An 18,671-nucleotide genomic window follows, 5' to 3' on the forward strand; every position below is an offset into this window, starting at 1 on the left:
TGCCGGGTTTGTTGCTTTAATGACGCCAGTATTTCATTACTTAGAAAGGGCTTGATAATGCAAAAACTCATCAACTCAGTGCAGAACTACGCCTGGGGAAGTAAAACTGCGTTAACGGATCTCTACGGCGTGGCGAATCCGCAAAACCTGCCGATGGCAGAGTTGTGGATGGGAGCGCACCCGAAGAGCAGCTCAAAAGTTCAGGACGCCAGCGGTCAGACCCGCGCGTTGCGTGACGTGATCGAGCAGGACAAAAACCGCCTGCTCGGCCAGGCAGTGGCAGAGCGTTTCGGCGAACTGCCGTTTTTATTTAAAGTGCTGTGCGCCGACCAGCCGCTGTCGATTCAGGTTCATCCCAACAAGAAAAACTCAGAAATCGGCTTTGCCAAAGAGAACGCCGCAGGCATTCCGCTGGACGCGGCGGAACGTAACTACAAAGATCCAAACCATAAGCCGGAACTGGTGTTCGCCCTGACGCCGTTCCTGGCCATGAATGCCTTTCGCGAGTTCTCCGACATAGTCTCTCTGCTGCAACCGGTCGCGGGTGCGCATCCGGCTATCGCCCACTTCTTGCAGGCGCCGGGCGCTGAGAGATTGAGCGAGCTGTTTGCCGCGCTGCTCAACATGCAGGGTGACGAAAAATCCCGCGCGCTGGCGGTGCTGAAATCCGTGCTGGAAGAAAAACAGGGTGAGCCGTGGCAGACGATCCGCACGATTGCTGAATTCTACCCCGATGACAGCGGCCTCTTCTCTCCACTGCTGCTCAACGTAGTGAAACTGAATCCAGGCGAAGCGATGTTTCTGTTCGCCGAAACGCCGCATGCCTATCTGCATGGCGTGGCGCTGGAAGTGATGGCGAACTCCGATAACGTTCTGCGCGCCGGATTAACGCCGAAATACATCGATATTCCGGAACTGGTGGCGAACGTCAAATTCACACCGAAACCAGCCGCAACGCTGCTCACCGAACCGGTGCGCCAGGGCGCGGAGCTGGATTTCCCAATCCCGGTTGATGATTTTGCGTTCTCGCTTCACGATCTCTCCGCCGCTGAAACCACGCTGGCGCAGCAGAGTGCGGCGATTGTCTTTTGCGTGGAAGGCGAAGCGGTGCTCAGCAAAGGCAGTGACCGTCTGGTACTGAAACCTGGCGAGTCGGCATTCATTGCTGCTGATGAGTCGCCAGTGGCCGTCCGCGGCACCGGGAGAGTGGCGCGCGTGTTCAATAAAAGCAACTAAGTTACTGAACTTTTTAATAAGGGTTGCTAAGCTTGCTGTAACCTATTTCGACAGTCCAGGCGGCCACCACCGCCTGGTTTCATTTTTTATGGATAAACACTATGAAAAAAACGTTGGTTGCCGCAGGGATCATTGTTGCACTGGGTGTCGTCTGGACCGGCGGTGCCTGGTACACGGGAAAACAGCTTGAAAGCCGTCTGGCGGAGATAGTGAACGACGCCAATGCGCAGATTAAGCACAACGCGCCGGAGGCCAACGTGGAGCTTTCCGCGCAGGATTATCAGCGCGGCCTCTTCTCCAGCCATTTTACGCTGCATATCAAGCCAGTTGATGGCGCCACCAATACCTGGCTGAAACCGGGCCAGAACATTGTTCTGCAAGAAACCGTCGATCATGGCCCCTTCCCGCTGGCGCAGCTTAAGTCGTTCAGCCTGGCCCCGGCAATGGCCTCTGTGCATACGCAACTGGTTAATAACGATGTCACCAAAGCACTGTTCGACATCGCCAAAGGGGAATCGCCGTTCTATGCCGAAACCCGCATTGGCTACAGCGGCGATACGCGCAGCGATATCACCCTGCTCCCGCTCAGCTCTGAAAAAGAGGGCGAGAAAGTCGCCTTCAGCGGTGGCCAGTTCCGTTTCAGCGCGGACAAAGATGGCAACGCGCTCACCCTGAGCGGAGAGGCGCAGAGCGGGCTGGTTGATGCTGTGAATGAGTACGGACAGCGCGTGCAACTGTCGTTTAACCAACTGAAAACCGATGGCAAAAGCGAAATCGCAGCTTTTGATGAGCGCACCGGTAGCCAGAAACTCTCACTCGATAAACTCTCTATTTCGGTGGAAAACAAAGAGCTGGCCGTGCTGGAAGGCATGAACTTAACGGCTAAATCCGACGTGGCGGATGACAAGAAAAACATCAACAGCCAGCTCGATTACACTCTTAATAGCCTGAAAGTTCAGGGCCAGGATCTGGGCAGCGGCAACCTGACGCTAAAAGTGGGCCAGATCGACGGCCAGGCGTGGCATCAGTTCAGCGAGCAGTACAATGCGCAGACGCGCGCGCTGATGGCGCAGCCGGAAGTGGTGCAGAACCCGGAACTCTACCAGCAAAAAGCGACGGAAGCCTTCCTCAATGCTGTACCGCTGCTGCTGAAAGGTGAACCGGTGATTACCGTTGCGCCGTTAAGCTGGAAAAATGCCAAAGGCGAAGCCACCTTCAATCTGTCACTGTTCCTGAAAGATCCTTCCACCGCCACCGGCGCGCCGCAAACGCTGGCCGACGAAGTGGATCGCACGGTGAAATCGCTGGATGGCAAGCTGCTGATCCCGGTGGAGATGGCCACCGAACTGATGACCCAGGTCGCGAAACTGGAAGGTTATCAGCAGGACGAAGCAGCAAAACTGGCTAACCAGCAAGTTAAAGGGCTGGCGGCGATGGGCCAGATGTTCCGTATCACCACGCTTGAGAACAACAATATTCTCACCAGCCTGCAATACGCGAACGGTCAGGTGACGCTGAATGGCGAAAAAATGCCGCTCGAAGAGTTTGTCGGTATGTTTGGTCTGCCGTCGCTTCAGCCCGCACAGCCGGACAACGCCGTGCCTCCGGTGCCGGAAGTACCGGCAGCGCCGCAGCAGTAATCTCTAACCCCTCTGCGGAGGGGTTAATTTTTTGCCAGACAGCAACGCACCTCTCAGCATCAGCGTGTACAACTCATACAACTCGGTGATATATATACGCAATATATTTCAGTTCCCTCCCATACCGCTGATTTTGTGAGGCTGAATGCGTAAAATGGCGTATGAAGATCTTGTCGATACGGTGCTGAAAGACGCCGTTATGGCATTGCTGGCGTCAGAGAGTAAGATCTCTTTCGCCACGCTTGTGCAGCAACTCCAGCAGCATCTGCAGGAGGCGTGCGATGATGAACGACACCACGCGCTTCAGGCGGCTATCCGTGCCGTCTACCTCTACCAGAGCAGCAATACGCGCCATACCAATCCGTTTCCGTTAACCGGGCTTTCAGCGCGGAATAATCTGCCCAGACATTAACCCTGCGGGCAAAAAAACGCCTTCGCGACAGGCGAAGGCGAATCGAGGACACATTTTTTTGATTACAGATCGTCGGGCGTTTTCTGCACGACCAGCTCTAATGCATTGCGATAGATATCCTGTCTGACCACATCATCTTCTGTTTCCAGCAGCCCGATCAGCGCCAGAATCAGATGCTTATTACTGACCTCTACATTCTTTAACTGCAGGTTATGCATGATCTCGTGGATTATTTCCTTTTCCGCTTCATAAGTGCGCGCATCTGTTCCGAAATACGCATTAAGTTGCTCTTCTGTGGTTGTCGTCTGCATAGTAATCCTGAATAAAAAAGAGAGCCCGGCCTCCACGGTATGGCGGGAGGGTTCTGATTCGACAATAAAAAATAGTCACGCTTTTTCACCTGTGCAACTTAATTACATAACAATTTTTTATCTATTTCCCCTGGCGACATTTTTTACCGGCATAAACTCCACACGCCAGAATTTGAAAACCGTTGCGCTTAGAGCTTCTGCGCCACGGCGTCTATAAATGAATGAGTTTTTTTGACCAGCAGGAGGAAAGAATGCCAGTAGTGGTGATTACCGGAGGGACAGCAGGTGTGGGGCGCGCAACGCAATAAACTGGGTAAAAAAGCCCGTCCGGTGGCACCTGTTTTCCAGCCGGAGACGGCCGCACGCGACATCTATCGGGCCAGCCAGCGGCGCGTGCACGAAGTCTGGCTGGGCAGTTCCAGTATTCAGTCCATTGCCGGGAACATGCTTTTCCCCGCCCTTTTTGATCGTCTTCTGGCGAAAAAGGCCTGGGGCGGCCAAACGGAAGAACAACCGCTATCGGCAACCGCCGATTACCTGGATGCGCCGGTTGATGACCTGCATCATGCGCTCGGCCGCTTTAGCGATGAGGCCAAAACACATACGCTGAGCGCCAGCGCCGATCTGCCCGGCACCAACATTGATTTTTTGGTAGCGAAAAGGACCGCTATCGACCGGCGAAACCAATAAACGGTCGGCATCCGCCGTTGAAAAACCGGCAGCATGCGTACCGGACCACTGCATCGGCGTACGGACAGCCTGACGTTCTGGCAAACGCAAATCATCCCCCATGCCGATCTCATCGCCGTAACGCATCACTGGCGTGCCGGGAAGCGAAAAGAGCACCGCGTGCGCCATCGCAATCCACGCGGTATCACCTTGCAGCATCGGCGCCAGCCGCCGCCGGATGCCGCGTTGATAAACTCTCATCTCCTCATCTGGCGCAAACGCCGCCATCACCTCTTTCTTCTCTTCATCACTGAGACCGTCGAGATCCAGTTCGTCATGGTTACGTAGCCAGTTGGCGAAACAGGCGCGTAGCGGCGGTGCAGGGATTTCACGTAACGCATCCGCCAGCGGCGTGGCATTCTGCCGGGCGAGCGCCAGGAAGAAGTGTTTATTAATGTTGAAACTCAGCAACATATGCAGCCGATCATTGTTGCCGAAGTAGTCGGCATACTCATCAACAGCGACATCCACTTCCCCCAGCAGGATGGTTTCAGGCCTGCGCAACATGACAAAATCACGCAGATGGTTCAGAAGCCAGTAACCTTTATCAGCATCGCCACCACCGGCCTGCTTCACCATGTGCGATGCCGCATCAAGGCGGAAACCAGAGACGCCAAGCCGCAGCCAGAAAACGATAATGCGTTCGATCTCTTTAATCACCTGTGGGCACTGAAGATTCAAGTCGGGCTCGTGGCGATAAAACATGTGTCGGTAATACTGCTGCGCGGCCTCATCCCAGCTCCAGACGCTCTCTTCGACGCCGGGAAACATCGGATCATCATCCTCTTCTGGTGGCTCATCAGCCCAAATGTAGTAGTCGCGATAAGGGGAGTGTTTATCCTGCCGGGCCGACTGAAACCAGACATGCTGATCGGAGGTATGCTGCAAGACAAGCTCAATAATGACATGGATCCCCAGATCTTCCGCCTCTTCCAGCAGTAAGACCATATCGGCGATATCGCCAAAACGCGGGTCAATTTGCAGGTGATCCTGCACATCGTACCCGCCATCAAGAAACGGAGTGAGATAAAAAGGTGTTAACCAGACGCCCGTCGCGCCCAGGCCGCGAATGTAATCCAGGCGGCGGCGAATACCCTGCAAATCACCGCAGCCATCGCCGTTCCCGTCCAGAAAAAAAGGGGTATCAATCTGGTAGATGACAGCATTTTTATACCAATCACTTCGCATCCGACGCTCCTCTTGCTGCTGTTCGCTTACAGAGTGAAGGATAGATGTTTTTCTCGCCCGACAGGCCGCAGCAGCGCGGTATTCATGGAATCTGAAAAAAACAGGCAATCTGCGTTACGTGCGCCACATCGCACCAAAAATCGGAGAAATCTTTACCCTGTGCGCTTTCGGCTTTGGCCTTTGCGAACTAAGGATTAGTGATGACGGTAAAAACCGCCCAGAAAATAACATTGTGGGAATTTTTTCAGCAATTAGGTAAGACATTTATGTTGCCGGTCGCCCTGCTCTCATTTTGCGGGATCATGCTTGGCATCGGCAGTTCACTGAGCAGCCGCGATGTGATTACGCTCCTGCCATGGCTTGGACACCCGCTGTTGCAGGCAGTGTTTATCTGGATGAGCAAAATCGGCGCATTTGCCTTTACCTTCCTGCCGGTGATGTTCTGTATCGCCATCCCGCTGGGGCTGGCCCGTGAAGATAAAGGCGTTGCGGCTTTCTCCGGGTTTGTCGGTTATGCGGTAATGAATCTGGCGGTCAATTTCTGGCTGATGGCAAAAGGGGTTTTGCCCACCAGCGATGCGGCGCTTCTCAAAGCGCATAACGTGCAGAATGTGCTGGGCATTCCCTCCATTGATACCGGCATCCTCGGCGCAGTGATTGCCGGGGTGATCATCTGGCGGCTGCATGAGCGCTTTCATACGCTGCGCCTGCCGGATGCGCTGGCTTTCTTCGGCGGTACGCGTTCGGTACCGATTGTCACCAGCATTGTGATGGGCATGATTGGCCTGGTAATCCCGCTGGTCTGGCCGTGGTTTGCGCTGGGGATTAGCGGGCTTGGGCACATTATCGATCGCGCTGGCGAGTTCGGCCCGATGATTTTCGGCACCGGCGAGCGGCTGTTGCTCCCTTTCGGCCTGCAACACATTCTGGTCGCGCTGATTCGTTTTACCGAAGCGGGTGGCACCATGGATGTGTGCGGTCATACGGTCAGCGGCGCGTTAACCATTTTCCAGGCGCAGCTTGGCTGCCCGGAAACCCACGGTTTTGCCGAGAGCGCTACGCGTTTTCTGTCGCAGGGTAAAATGCCGGCTTTCCTCGGCGGCTTACCGGGCGCAGCGCTGGCAATGTATCACTGTGCCAGACCGGAAAATCGTCATAAAATTAAAGGCTTAATTATCTCCGGCGTGATTGCCTGTGTGGTCGGCGGCACCACCGAACCGCTGGAGTTCCTGTTCCTGTTTGTCGCCCCGGCGCTCTATGTGCTCCATGCCCTGTTAACCGGTCTTGGTTTCACCGTGATGGCGGTGCTTGGCGTAACTATTGGCAACACGGACGGCAATATCATCGACTTTATCGTTTTCGGCATACTGCATGGCATGGCGACCAAATGGTATCTGGTGCCGGTCGTTGCCGCCGTATGGTTTGTGACGTATTACGCGCTGTTCCGTTTTGCTATCACCCGCTTCAACCTGAAAACACCGGGGCGCGAGATCGACACGGCCAGCGAGGCGAACAGCGCAACGACAAGTGCGCAGGGGCAATCGGGCTATAATGTCCCGGCTCTACTGAACGCGCTCGGCGGCGCAGAGAATATCGATTCGCTGGACAACTGCATCACCCGTTTACGTCTGGTGGTGAAGGATATGTCGCGCGTGGACGAGGCCGCCCTGAAAGCGAACCGGGCAATCGGCGTGATTAAAGTTAATCAACATAACCTGCAAGTGGTGATTGGTACGCAGGTTCAGTCAGTGAAAGATGAGATGGTGCAGTTGATGCGCGCACCGCAGGCGGTAGCCCAGACGGAGGCAGGATAAAATGACAGACACAACCTCTTTCGATTTTGCCACCCCAATCGATCGCCACGGAACCTGGTGTACGCAGTGGGATTACGTTGCCGATCGTTTCGGCCACGCCGATTTGCTGCCTTTTACCATCTCCGATATGGATTTCGCCACAGCACCCTGCGTCATTACCGCCATGCAGCAACGGCTGGCGCACGGCGTGCTGGGCTACAGCCGCTGGAAAAATGACGATTTTCTCGGTGCGATTGAACACTGGCTGGCCAGCCGTTTTAACTGTCCGTCAGATCGGGAAACCTTTGTTTACGGCCCATCGGTGATCTGGATGATCGCCGAGCAAATTCGGCAATGGTCGCAGCCTGGCGATGGCGTGGTGGTGCATACACCCGCCTATGATGCGTTCTACAAAGCGATCGCAGGGAATCAGCGCCAGATGTTTTCCGTGCCACTGGAGCGTAACGATGCAGGCTGGTACTGCGATATGACGCGTCTGGAAGCGGTGTTAAGGCGCCCGGAAAGCAAAATTCTTCTCCTGTGCAGCCCACACAACCCAACCGGCAAGCTCTGGACACGGGAAGAACTGGAAACCATGGCCGCGCTGTGCGAGCGGCATAACGTCAGGGTGATCAGCGATGAAATCCATATGGATATGGTCTGGAGCCAGCGTCCACATATCCCATGGCATACCGTGGCGCGCGGCCCGTGGGCGCTGTTTACCTCGGCGTCAAAAAGCTTCAATATCCCGGCGCTGACCGGCGCATGGGGAATGATTGGCGATGCGACGTCGCGCGAGAACTGGCTGGATGCACTGAAAAACAGTAATGGTCTCTCCTCACCGGCGGTGTTATCCGTGGTTGCGCATATTGCCGCTTACCGCCAGGGCGCGCCATGGCTGGATGCTCTGAGAACGTATCTGCGCGCCAATCTGGAGTATATCGCCAGCCGGTTAAATCAGGCGTTCCCGTCGCTTAACTGGCACATCCCGGAATCAACCTATCTGGCGTGGATCGATTTACGTCGCACTGGAGTGGACGACGATGCTCTGCAAAAGGCGCTGATTGAGGAGCAAAAAGTCGCCATTATGCGCGGCGATGTTTACGGCGCGGAAGGTCAGGGATTTATTCGTTTAAATGCCGGTTGCCCGCGAATAAAACTTGAGCGCGGCGTCGAAGGATTAATTGCCGCATTAACATCGCTAATGTGATGTCTACGTTTGTCAGCACCAATGCTTTTTAGGCGGCTGAAGAGATTACGTTCACCGAACACCGATAATATCGGCCATTGCTCAAAACAGAGTCGCCTGCAGGCGGCTCTGTTTTATCGCTAATAATCGCGGAATATTACCCAATGCTTCCGCTCAGGCAACTGACAGAAATGATAGTGGATCAACCATAAAATTGGGTTGTTATTCTCCGCGAAAGCCTTTTCATTCAGGGATTCATAAATTTAGCTGTATTTTTAATAGCTTATTGAGCTGTGGTATAATGGTATGCACTTTAGCAAAAATAAGAGTGCGACCATGATAGATCCAAACCTGCCACTAACTGACATCCATCGCCATCTCGACGGCAATATCCGCGCCCAAACTATTCTGGATCTTGGCCGCCAGTATAATTTACCCCTGCCCGCGCAAACGCTCGACGCGCTGCGTCCGCATGTGCAGGTCACCTCGAACGAACCCGATCTGGTCAGTTTTCTGGCGAAACTCGACTGGGGCGTAAAAGTGCTGGCTTCGCTGGATGCCTGCCGCCGTGTGGCGTACGAAAATATGCAGGATGCGGCCCTTAACGGCCTGCATTATGTCGAGCTGCGTTTCTCTCCAGGCTATATGGCCATGACTCACAACCTGCCGGTTGCTGGCGTGGTGGAAGCGGTAATTGCCGGCGTGCGTGAAGGCAGCCGCGATTTCAACGTCCAGGCGCGGCTAATCGGTATTATGAGCCGCACCTTTGGCGAAGCCGCCTGTTTGCAGGAACTGGAAGCCTTACTGGCACATCGCGACGGGATCACCGCGCTGGATCTGGCGGGCGATGAGCTCGGCTTCCCTGGCAGCCTGTTTCTGTCGCACTTTAACCGCGCGCGGGATGCGGGCTGGCGCATTACCGTGCACGCAGGCGAAGCAGCCGGGCCGGAGAGCATCTGGCAGGCAATTCGCGAACTGGGCGCCGTGCGTATCGGCCACGGTGTCAAAGCGATTAATGATGCGGCGCTCATGGATTTCCTTGCTGAGCAGCGTATCGGCATCGAATCCTGCCTGACGTCGAATATTCAGACCAGTACCGTGCCTTCGCTCGATCGCCATCCGCTCAAGACTTTCCTTGAACATGGCATTCTTGCCAGCATTAACACTGACGATCCGGCCGTGCAGGGTGTGGAAATTGGTCATGAATATCAGGTTGCGGCACCCGCAGCAGGGCTGAGTCGCGAACAGATTCGCCAGGCGCAAATCAACGGGCTGGAGATGGCGTTTCTCAGCGAGCAAGAGAAACAGGCATTACGGAAGAAAGTGGCAACCGCCTGAAACAAACCGCTCACGCAGCGGCGTGAGCGGTCAATTGTCAGGTCAGGCTCAGAGTGGCGCGATGTTTTGCGGACTCAATCCCCAGTTCGATTAACTCCATAATCTGAATAGCCTGGCTGGCCGGAACCGGGTTTTCACCGACGCCATTAAGCGCATCGCGAATCGCAGCATAGTAGGCCGGGTAGTTGCCCGGCACGGTCAGCCAGCTCTCTTCCCTGCGTTCTTCGCCTTCCACGCGCGTCAACACGCCGTCGCGCATATCGTAGCCCCAGTCAGCCTGCGGCAAACGCGCGCCATTTTTCAGGCACTCTTCCTGCGGATCCAGACCATATTTCACATAGCTACCACGACTGCCGTGCACAATGTAGCGTGCCGATTCCGCCGCCGCCAGCAGCGTACCATGCAGCACCACGCGGCGTTGCGGGTAAGTCAGTACGGCATGGAAGTAGTCGGTTGATTGTGCACCCGGACGCAACTGCGCCAGATCGACCATCAGCGATACCGGCAGACCGAATAAATTGACCGCCTGATCGAGCAGATGCGGACCTAAATCGTACCAGATGCCGCTGCCCGGACCGCCCTGTTCGCGCCAGCGGTTGCGTACCTGCGGACGAAAACGGTCAAAATGGGATTCAAAATAGGCCACCTCGCCCAGAGCGCCGTCCGCCAGTAGCGCTTTTAACGTCAGAAAATCACTGTCCCAACGCCGATTGTGGAACACAGACAATACGCGCCCAAGACTACGCGCCAGCGCATCCAGTTCGCGGGCTTGTGACAGTGTCACTGTAAAGGGTTTATCCACGACCACATGCTTACCGGCTTCCAGTGCCGCTTTCGCCAGCGGAAAATGGGTATCGTTGGGCGTGGGGATCACAATCAAATCGATTTGCGGATCGTTGAACAGATGTTTCGGTTCAGAAACAACCGGCACGACGGGCCAGTCAGCTTTGACTTTTGATTCATCACTGCTGGAAATAGCCGCCAGTTCCATCCCTGGCGTTCCGGCAATCAGCGGCGCGTGAAACGTTTTACTGGCATAGCCATAACCGACTAAGCCAACACGGATCTTATCACTCATATCATGGCCCCTCCTTTTAGAGCACTTATTTGACACCATCTGTCGGATGGCGACAACCGCTTCCTCTATTCATAAATTTCATGAATGATTTAGTCCCATTACGCCCTGGTTTCCGGTCGAAAAATCTGCTTAAATCTGCAACCAGCGCCTTTTCGAGACATGATGGCGTTTTTTATACGTGGATTAACATCAGGGAGTTGTAGAAGTATGGCCGGAATAATCAATCGGATCATTGAACTAATGGGGTGGGTGGTGCTTGGCGTATCGACCGTTCTTTTGGTTTTCGCCAGCCATATCGATAATTATCAGCCCCCGGAACAGAGTATTGTGGCGCAGAAAAAATAATAACGAAAACTCCTGGTAAAGAGAGTAAATGCTTATTGCCAGCGGTGGTGAAGAACGTTAATCTTCTTCTCCGCCGCCGTTCTGGCATCTGTTTTCATTCGAAAAGAAAACTCTTAATTTAATAGTAGAGCTATTTACGTTGCGATAATAATAATGTTTATTATTCGAACGAATTAGCCCCATTTTATTTACGCCTCTTTCAATATATGGATAACCCACGACATGACCGTTCAGGACTATTTATTAAAATTCCGCAAAATCAGTTCGCTCGAAAGTCTGGAAAAATTGTTTGACCACCTCAACTACACGCTTACCGACACTGCCGAAATCATCAACATGTACCGCGCCGCCGATCACCGCCGCGCTGAGCTGGTCTCTGGCGGCCGCTTGTTTGACATTGGGTGCGTTCCACGCTCTGTCTGGCGCTACGTGCAGTAACGCCTCTGGCATTTGGCGCGTAATGCTTTATACTCGTCGCCCGGCGAAATAAATGCATTACATTAAAGCCTTAACAGAGGAATACACATGACGACAACGCCTGCAGAACGAATCGGAGGCTGGTTACTTGGCCCTCTGGCCTGGTTGCTGCTCACGTTATTAAGTACTTCTCTGGCATTAATGCTCTATGCCACCGCACTATTAACGCCACAGACGGTCGCGGCGCTCGGCGCGCAAACGCTGAAAGAAAACGTTTTGTGGTTCGTTTCATTCGCCTTTGCTATCGCCATCTGGTATTACACGTTCTGGCTGGTGATCGCCTTTTTTAAGCGCCGCCGCAGCGTACCCAAACACTTTATAATCTGGTCGTTAATTTGCGTCCTGCTGTCGCTGAAAGCGTTCGCTTTCTCTCCCGTTTCCGACGATCTGGCGGTGCGACAGCTTCTGTTCCCACTGCTTGCCGCTGCGCTGATGGTGCCTTACTTCAAGCGTTCTCAACGCGTGAAGAAGACCTTTGTTAATCCGTAATAACCTTACAGTTATCCTGTTGTCGCCCGGTGCTGTTTGACCGATAATAGGCGGCTTTTTTATTTTCAGGCCAAATAATGACAGATTATCTGCTGCTATTTATCGGAACGGTGCTGGTCAATAACTTCGTACTGGTGAAGTTTCTTGGCCTGTGTCCGTTTATGGGCGTTTCCAAAAAACTGGAAAGCGCCATGGGCATGGGTCTGGCGACTACCTTCGTGATGACGCTGGCGTCGGTGTGCGCCTGGATTATCGATACCTGGGTTCTGATTCCGCTGGATTTAGTCTATCTGCGCACGCTGGCGTTTATCCTGATTATCGCGGTCGTTGTGCAGTTCACCGAAATGGTGGTGCGCAAAACCAGCCCGGCGCTCTATCGCCTGCTGGGGATCTTTCTGCCGTTGATTACCACCAACTGCGCGGTGCTGGGCGTTGCGCTGCTGAATATCAACCTTGGTCATAATTTCATGCAATCGGCGTTATATGGCTTTGCCGCCGCCGTTGGCTTCTCTTTGGTGATGGTGCTGTTCGCTGCGATCCGCGAGCGTCTGGTGGTTGCCGATGTGCCCGCCCCTTTCCGCGGCAATGCGATTGCGTTAATCACTGCGGGCTTAATGTCTCTGGCCTTTATGGGCTTTAGTGGTCTGGTAAAACTGTAATGAGTGCAATTTCAATTGCCGTTGCAGCTCTGAGCGTGCTAGGGCTGCTGTTTGGCCTCATTCTCGGTTACGCATCCCGCCGCTTTGCGGTTGAGGACGATCCGGTCGTTGAACGTATTGATGAGCTGCTGCCGCAAAGTCAGTGCGGCCAGTGCGGCTATCCAGGCTGCCGCCCTTATGCAGAAGCAGTGGGCATCAACGGCGAAAAAATTAACCGCTGCGCGCCGGGCGGCGAAGCGGTAATGCTGAAAATCGCCACGCTGCTGAATGTCGATCCGCAACCGATTGACGGCGATGCCAGCGCACAGGAGCCGGTACGGATGCTGGCGGTTATTGATGAAAACAACTGCATTGGCTGCACCAAATGCATCCAGGCCTGTCCGGTCGACGCCATCCTTGGCGCCACGCGCGCCATGCATACGGTGATGAGCGATCTGTGTACCGGTTGCAATCTTTGTGTGGATCCGTGTCCGACGCAGTGCATTGAATTGCGTCCTGTGGAAACGACCACCGCGAGCTGGAAATGGGATTTAGAAACCATCCCGGTACGTATTATTCCTGTGGAACACCATGCTTAAGTTATTTTCCGCTTTCCGAAAAGAGAAACTGTGGGATTTTCACGGTGGCATCCATCCGCCGGAGATGAAAACGCAGTCTAACGGCACGCCGCTGCGCCAGTTACCGCTGGCGCAGCGCTTTGTCATTCCGCTAAAACAACATATTGGTGCTGAAGGCGAGCTGTGCGTCAGCGTCGGTGATACGGTGCTGCGCGGCCAGCCGCTGACGCGTGGTCGCGGCCGGATGCTACCAGTGCATGCCCCGACGTCGGGTACCGTTATCGCTATCGCTCCCCACTCCACCGCTCACCCTTCAGCGTTGCCGGAGATGAGCGTCATTATTGCAGCTGATGGCGAAGATCGCTGGATCGAACGTGATGGCTGGAATGACTACCGCGCACACAGCATTGACGCGTTGCTCGAACGCATTCATCAGTATGGCGTCGCGGGGTTAGGCGGCGCGGGCTTTCCGACCGCCGCCAAACTGTATGGCGGCGGCAATAAAATTGAAACGCTGATCATCAATGCCGCCGAATGCGAGCCGTACATTACCGCTGACGACCGGCTGATGCAGGATTGTGCCGCGCAGATTATCGAAGGTGTGCGTATTCTGGCGCACATTCTTAAACCGCGTCAGACCCTCATCGGGATTGAAGATAATAAACCGCAGGCCATTTCGATGATGCGTGCGGTGCTGGCCGACAGTCATGATATTCAGTTACGCGTTATTCCAACCAAATACCCGTCCGGCGGCGCAAAACAGTTGACGCAGATCCTGACAGGCAAACAGGTGCCGCACGGCGGTCGTTCTTCGGATATCGGCATCCTGATGCAAAACGTCGGCACGGCCTATGCGGTGAAACGCGCAGTGATTGATGGTGAGCCTCTGACCGAACGCGTCGTCACGCTGACCGGCGAAGCCGTCACCCGTCCCGGCAACGTCTGGGCGCGTCTGGGGACGCCAGTGCGTCATCTGCTTGAACATGCGGGTTTCTGTCCTTCCAGCGAACAACTGGTCATTATGGGCGGCCCGCTGATGGGCTTTACCCTGCCATGGCTGGATGTTCCGGTAGTCAAAATCACCAACTGTCTGCTGGCGCCATCTGCCAGCGAAATGGGTGAACCGCAGGAAGAAAAAGGCTGTATTCGCTGTAGCGCCTGTGCCGATGCTTGCCCGGCAGATTTACTGCCGCAGCAGCTTTACTGGTTCAGCAAGGGCCAGCAGCACGATAAGGCCACTGCGCATAACCTCTCCGATTGTATCGAATGCGGTGCCTGCGCCTGGGTGTGCCCCAGCAATATTCCGCTGGTGCAATATTTCCGCCAGGAGAAAGCGGAAATTTATGCCATTGCGCAGGAAGAGAAACGCACGATCGAAGCTAAAGCGCGCTTTGAGGCGCGTCAGGCTCGTCTTGAGCGCGATAAAATTGCCCGGCAGCAGCGCCACAAACAGGCCGCGGTGCAGCCTGGCGCTCAGGATCAGCAGGCTATCGACGCTGCGCTGGCCCGCGTGCGGGAAAAACAAGCTACCGCCACGCAACCAGTGGTGATTCAGGCTGGCGCCGAGCCGGATAACCGCGATGCCATCGCCGCCCGCGAAGCGCGCAAAGCGCAGGTTCGCGCCCGCCAGGCAGAGAAAGCACAGCTCGCTGAAGCAAACACGGCAAGCGGTGAAACGGACGATCCGCGCAAAGCGGCTGTCGAAGCCGCCATTGCCCGCGCGAAAGCGCGTAAAGCGGCGCAGGCTGAATCCCCGGTTGTCGAACAACCGCCGGAGCAGGCGCCTGTCGATCCGCGCAAAGCTGCCGTTGAGGCAGCAATTGCCCGCGCGAAAGCGCGTAAAGCGGCGCAGGCTGAATCCCAGGTTGTCGAACAACCGCCGGAGCAGGCACCTGTCGATCCGCGCAAAGCCGCTGTCGAAGCCGCCATTGCCCGCGCGAAAGCGCGTAAAGCGGCGCAGGCTGAATCCCCGGTTGTCGAACAACCGCCGGAGCAGGCACCTGTCGATCCGCGTAAAGCCGCTGTCGAAGCCGCCATTGCCCGCGCGAAAGCGCGCAAAGCAGAACAAACGCAGGCGCAGGCAGCGGTAAATGAGGCATCACCGGTTCCGCAGGCCGCCAATGATGATCCGCGCAAAGCGGCTGTCGCCGCCGCCATCGCCCGTGTTCAGGCTAAAAAAGACGCGCAGCAAGCTGTTAACGAGGATTAAATGGTTTTCCGAATCGCAAGTTCCCCCTATACCCATAACCAGCGTCAGACTTCACGCATTATGCTGTTGGTAACGCTCGCCACCGTGCCAGGCATTGCCGCTCAACTGTGGTTTTTCGGTTGGGGAACCCTGATACAGATTATTCTCGCCATTGTCACTGCTCTGGCAGCGGAAGCGCTGGTGTTGTCGCTGCGTAAACAAAACGTGGGCGCGATTCTGGCGGATAACTCGGCGCTATTAACCGGCCTGCTGCTGGCTATCAGTATCCCCCCTTTCGCGCCGTGGTGGATGGTGGTGCTGGGTACGGTGTTCGCCGTCGTTATTGCCAAACAGTTATATGGCGGGCTTGGTCACAACCCATTTAACCCGGCGATGATCGGTTACGTGGTACTGCTGATCTCTTTCCCTGTGCAAATGACCAGTTGGCTGCCGCCATACGAAATCGCCCATACCGTGCCGGGTTTTATGGATGCGGTACAGGTGATCTTCAGCGGGCATACTGCAACGGGTGCCACCATGGAAACCCTGCGTATTGGTATTGATGGCGTCAGCCAGGCCACACCGCTGGATACCTTTAAAACATCACTGCATGCGGGTCACAGCGTTGAGCAGATCCTGCAATACCCGATCTACAGCGGTGTGCTGGCGGGCGCAGGCTGGCAGTGGGTTAACCTTGGCTATCTGGCCGGCGGGCTGTTCCTGCTGTGGCAGAAGACCATTCGCTGGCATATTCCGCTGAGCTTCCTGCTTTCGCTTGCGGTGTGCTCCACGCTTGGCTGGATCTTTTCCCCGCAATCGCTGGCTGCACCGCATCTGCATTTACTCTCCGGCGCAACCATGCTGGGCGCTTTCTTTATTTTGACCGATCCGGTAACCGCCTCCACTACCAACAAAGGGCGGCTGATTTTTGGCGCGCTGGCGGGTTTGCTGGTGTGGCTGATCCGCAGTTTTGGCGGCTATCCGGACGGCGTCGCCTTTGCTGTACTGCTGGCTAATATCACCGTACCGCTGATTGACTACTACACGCGTCCTCGCGTGTACGGGCATCGATAAGGAGTCGCCATGCTAAAGACGATGCGTAAACATGGCGTGACGCTGGCGCTGTTCGCAGCGGGTTCTACCGGCCTGACAGCTGCCATTGATCAAATGACCAAAACCACGATTGCCGAGCAGGCCGCGCAGCAACAAAAAGCGCTGTTTGATCAGGTGATTCCCGGCGACAGCTATAATAATGCGCTGCAACAGAGCTGTTATCTGGTAAGCGATCCGGCGTTAGGTAAAGGCCAGCATCATCTGTGGATCGCTAAAAAAGATGAGCAGCCGGTGGCGGCAGTGATTGAAGCCACGGCACCCGACGGCTACTCTGGGGCAATTCAGTTACTGGTCGGTGCCGACTTTTCCGGCACCGTACTGGGTGTGCGCGTGACTGAGCATCATGAAACGCCGGGGCTGGGCGATAAAATCGAACTACGTATTTCTGACTGGATCACGCACTTTTCCGGGAAGCGAATTGAAGGTGCCACCGACCCGCATTTTGCGGTGAAAAAAGATGGCGGCGATTTCGATCAGTTCACGGGAGCCACCATTACCCCGCGCGCCGTGGTCAATGCGGTTAAACGTGCGGGTCTGTATGCAACGACGCTGCCTGAGCAGCTTTCCCGTTTACCGGGTTGCGGAGAGTAAACGATGAGCGAAGTAAAAGACGTTATCGTCCAGGGGCTGTGGAAGAACAACTCCGCGCTGGTGCAGTTGCTCGGGATGTGCCCGCTGCTGGCGGTAACCTCCACGGCGACTAACGCTCTGGGTCTGGGGCTCGCTACCACGCTGGTCCTGACGCTGACCAACTTGTTTATTTCGCTGTTGCGTCGCTGGACACCCGCAGAGATCCGTATTCCTGTTTATGTAATGATTATCGCGTCCGTGGTCAGTGCGGTACAGATGCTGATTAACGCTTACGCTTTTGGTCTGTACCAGTCATTGGGGATTTTTATCCCGCTGATCGTCACCAACTGTATCGTGGTCGGGCGCGCTGAAGCTTTCGCCGCGAAAAAAGGCCCGGCGTTATCGGCGCTGGATGGTTTTTCCATCGGCATGGGGGCAACCGGTGCGATGTTTGTTCTCGGCTCGCTGCGTGAAATTCTTGGCAACGGCACCCTGTTTGACGGCGCAGATGGTCTGCTCGGCAACTGGGCCAAAGTGCTGCGTATTGAAGTGTTTCATACCGATTCACCGTTTTTGCTGGCGATGTTGCCGCCCGGTGCATTTATCGGTCTGGGCATGATGCTGGCAGTGAAATATCTGATCGATCAAAAAATGAAAAAGCGCCGGGAAGCCGCTGCTGCTGTTAGTGACGCTGCGCACTCGTCGCCCGGGAAGGCATAATGAACAAAGCAAAACGGCTGGAAATATTAACCCGTTTACGGGAAAACAACCCACATCCGACCACCGAACTCAATTTCAGTTCGCCGTTTGAACTGTTGATCGCCGTGCTGCTTTCCGCCCAGGCGACCGACGTCAGCGTCAATAAAGCCACCGCGCTGCTCTACCCGGTTGCCAATACGCCAGCCGCGATGCTGGCGTTGGGCGTTGAGGGTGTGAAGCAATACATCAAAACAATTGGCCTGTTTAACAGCAAAGCGGAAAACGTGATTAAAACCTGCCGTATTTTGCTGGAAAAACATGGTGGCGAAGTGCCGGAAGATCGCGCCGCACTGGAAGCGCTGCCGGGCGTCGGGCGTAAAACCGCCAATGTGGTGCTCAACACCGCCTTTGGCTGGCCAACGATTGCCGTCGACACACACATCTTCCGCGTCTCTAACCGCACGCGTTTTGCGCCCGGTAAGAACGTTGAGGAAGTGGAAGAGAAGCTGCTGAAAGTGGTGCCGGCGGAGTTTAAAGTCGATTGCCACCACTGGTTGATCCTGCACGGGCGATACACCTGCATCGCCCGTAAGCCGCGCTGCGGCTCCTGCATTATCGAAGATCTCTGCGAATACGACGACAAAGTCGAACTCTGACCGC

At 55.2% G+C, this 18,671-nt stretch carries 19 protein-coding genes; 16 read left to right on the forward strand and 3 right to left on the reverse strand.

The features are described 5' to 3' along the window. The first annotated feature begins 57 nt into the window (after positions 1 to 57). The 3 genes from manA to DK872_RS00255 all read left to right on the forward strand — a co-directional run bounded on the left by manA (position 58) and on the right by DK872_RS00255 (position 3,288). A complete protein-coding gene (gene manA, locus DK872_RS00245; RefSeq protein ID WP_149288861.1) occupies positions 58 to 1,236 on the forward strand; it encodes a mannose-6-phosphate isomerase in 1,179 nt (392 codons plus the stop codon). A 101-nt stretch (positions 1,237 to 1,337) separates the two neighbouring features. Beyond that, positions 1,338 to 2,876, forward strand: coding sequence for a YdgA family protein (locus DK872_RS00250; protein WP_072438648.1), 1,539 nt, complete (start codon positions 1,338 to 1,340; stop codon positions 2,874 to 2,876). A gap of 154 nt (positions 2,877 to 3,030) precedes the next feature. Continuing rightward, positions 3,031 to 3,288, forward strand: coding sequence for a hypothetical protein (locus tag DK872_RS00255; RefSeq protein ID WP_139201259.1), 258 nt, complete (start codon positions 3,031 to 3,033; stop codon positions 3,286 to 3,288). A gap of 62 nt (positions 3,289 to 3,350) precedes the next feature. Here DK872_RS00255 and DK872_RS00260 read toward each other — a convergent pair whose 3' ends face one another. Beyond that, positions 3,351 to 3,599: a biofilm development regulator YmgB/AriR family protein gene (locus DK872_RS00260; RefSeq protein WP_007374803.1), complete on the reverse strand. Its 249-nt coding sequence runs from the start codon at positions 3,597 to 3,599 to the stop codon at positions 3,351 to 3,353. Between the two features lie 516 nt (positions 3,600 to 4,115). Further along, positions 4,116 to 5,516: an alpha-amylase family protein gene (locus tag DK872_RS00265; protein ID WP_237656145.1), complete on the reverse strand. Its 1,401-nt coding sequence runs from the start codon at positions 5,514 to 5,516 to the stop codon at positions 4,116 to 4,118. Between the two features lie 200 nt (positions 5,517 to 5,716). Here DK872_RS00265 and malX point away from each other — a divergent pair, with 200 nt between their 5' ends. The 3 genes from malX (at position 5,717) to add (ending at position 9,836) form a co-directional block, all read left to right on the forward strand. After that, positions 5,717 to 7,330 (forward strand): maltose/glucose-specific PTS transporter subunit IIBC, encoded by a 1,614-nt coding sequence (gene malX, locus DK872_RS00270; RefSeq protein ID WP_161517850.1) that lies wholly within the window; start codon positions 5,717 to 5,719, stop codon positions 7,328 to 7,330. A gap of 1 nt (position 7,331) precedes the next feature. Beyond that, positions 7,332 to 8,519, forward strand: a complete 1,188-nt coding sequence (locus DK872_RS00275) for a MalY/PatB family protein (protein ID WP_007374799.1) — start codon at positions 7,332 to 7,334, stop codon at positions 8,517 to 8,519. Positions 8,520 to 8,834: 315 nt separating this feature from the next. Continuing rightward, entirely contained in the window at positions 8,835 to 9,836 is a 1,002-nt protein-coding gene (gene add, locus DK872_RS00280; RefSeq protein ID WP_161517851.1) for an adenosine deaminase, read from the forward strand. Positions 9,837 to 9,873: 37 nt separating this feature from the next. Here add and DK872_RS00285 read toward each other — a convergent pair whose 3' ends face one another. Continuing rightward, positions 9,874 to 10,914 (reverse strand): oxidoreductase, encoded by a 1,041-nt coding sequence (locus DK872_RS00285; RefSeq protein ID WP_007374797.1) that lies wholly within the window; start codon positions 10,912 to 10,914, stop codon positions 9,874 to 9,876. 207 nt (positions 10,915 to 11,121) lie between these two features. Between DK872_RS00285 and blr the strand changes: the two genes are divergently transcribed. From blr to nth, 10 genes are all read left to right on the forward strand, one after another. Beyond that, on the forward strand, positions 11,122 to 11,259 hold the full coding sequence (gene blr, locus DK872_RS00290) for a division septum protein Blr (RefSeq protein WP_007374796.1): 138 nt from the start codon (positions 11,122 to 11,124) through the stop codon (positions 11,257 to 11,259). Positions 11,260 to 11,481: 222 nt separating this feature from the next. Then, complete coding sequence (gene ydgT / locus DK872_RS00295; protein WP_007374794.1) at positions 11,482 to 11,697, forward strand: transcription modulator YdgT; 216 nt, start codon at positions 11,482 to 11,484, stop codon at positions 11,695 to 11,697. A gap of 87 nt (positions 11,698 to 11,784) precedes the next feature. Then, positions 11,785 to 12,225, forward strand: a complete 441-nt coding sequence (locus DK872_RS00300; RefSeq protein WP_007374793.1) for a DUF2569 domain-containing protein — start codon at positions 11,785 to 11,787, stop codon at positions 12,223 to 12,225. Positions 12,226 to 12,302: 77 nt separating this feature from the next. Further along, positions 12,303 to 12,884 carry an electron transport complex subunit RsxA gene (gene rsxA / locus DK872_RS00305; RefSeq protein WP_043953698.1) on the forward strand — a complete coding sequence of 194 codons (582 nt, stop codon included), beginning with the start codon at positions 12,303 to 12,305 and terminating at the stop codon, positions 12,882 to 12,884. Further along, positions 12,884 to 13,462, forward strand: a complete 579-nt coding sequence (gene rsxB / locus DK872_RS00310) for an electron transport complex subunit RsxB (RefSeq protein ID WP_007374791.1) — start codon at positions 12,884 to 12,886, stop codon at positions 13,460 to 13,462. Before rsxA ends, rsxB begins: the two co-directional genes overlap by 1 nt. Then, positions 13,455 to 15,650: an electron transport complex subunit RsxC gene (rsxC, locus tag DK872_RS00315; RefSeq protein ID WP_161517852.1), complete on the forward strand. Its 2,196-nt coding sequence runs from the start codon at positions 13,455 to 13,457 to the stop codon at positions 15,648 to 15,650. The genes rsxB and rsxC overlap by 8 nt, the downstream gene beginning before the upstream one ends. Beyond that, entirely contained in the window at positions 15,651 to 16,703 is a 1,053-nt protein-coding gene (gene rsxD, locus DK872_RS00320) for an electron transport complex subunit RsxD (RefSeq protein ID WP_035889255.1), read from the forward strand. A 9-nt stretch (positions 16,704 to 16,712) separates the two neighbouring features. Then, positions 16,713 to 17,333 (forward strand): electron transport complex subunit RsxG, encoded by a 621-nt coding sequence (gene rsxG, locus DK872_RS00325; RefSeq protein ID WP_007374788.1) that lies wholly within the window; start codon positions 16,713 to 16,715, stop codon positions 17,331 to 17,333. Between the two features lie 3 nt (positions 17,334 to 17,336). Then, positions 17,337 to 18,032, forward strand: a complete 696-nt coding sequence (locus DK872_RS00330; RefSeq protein ID WP_071920699.1) for an electron transport complex subunit E — start codon at positions 17,337 to 17,339, stop codon at positions 18,030 to 18,032. After that, positions 18,032 to 18,667 (forward strand): endonuclease III, encoded by a 636-nt coding sequence (nth, locus tag DK872_RS00335; RefSeq protein WP_071920698.1) that lies wholly within the window; start codon positions 18,032 to 18,034, stop codon positions 18,665 to 18,667. Before DK872_RS00330 ends, nth begins: the two co-directional genes overlap by 1 nt. The last annotated feature ends 4 nt before the right edge of the window (positions 18,668 to 18,671 follow it).

The sequence above is a fragment of the Kosakonia sp. MH5 genome (assembly GCF_009935945.1).
Taxonomy (GTDB): Bacteria; Pseudomonadota; Gammaproteobacteria; order Enterobacterales; family Enterobacteriaceae; genus Kosakonia; species Kosakonia radicincitans.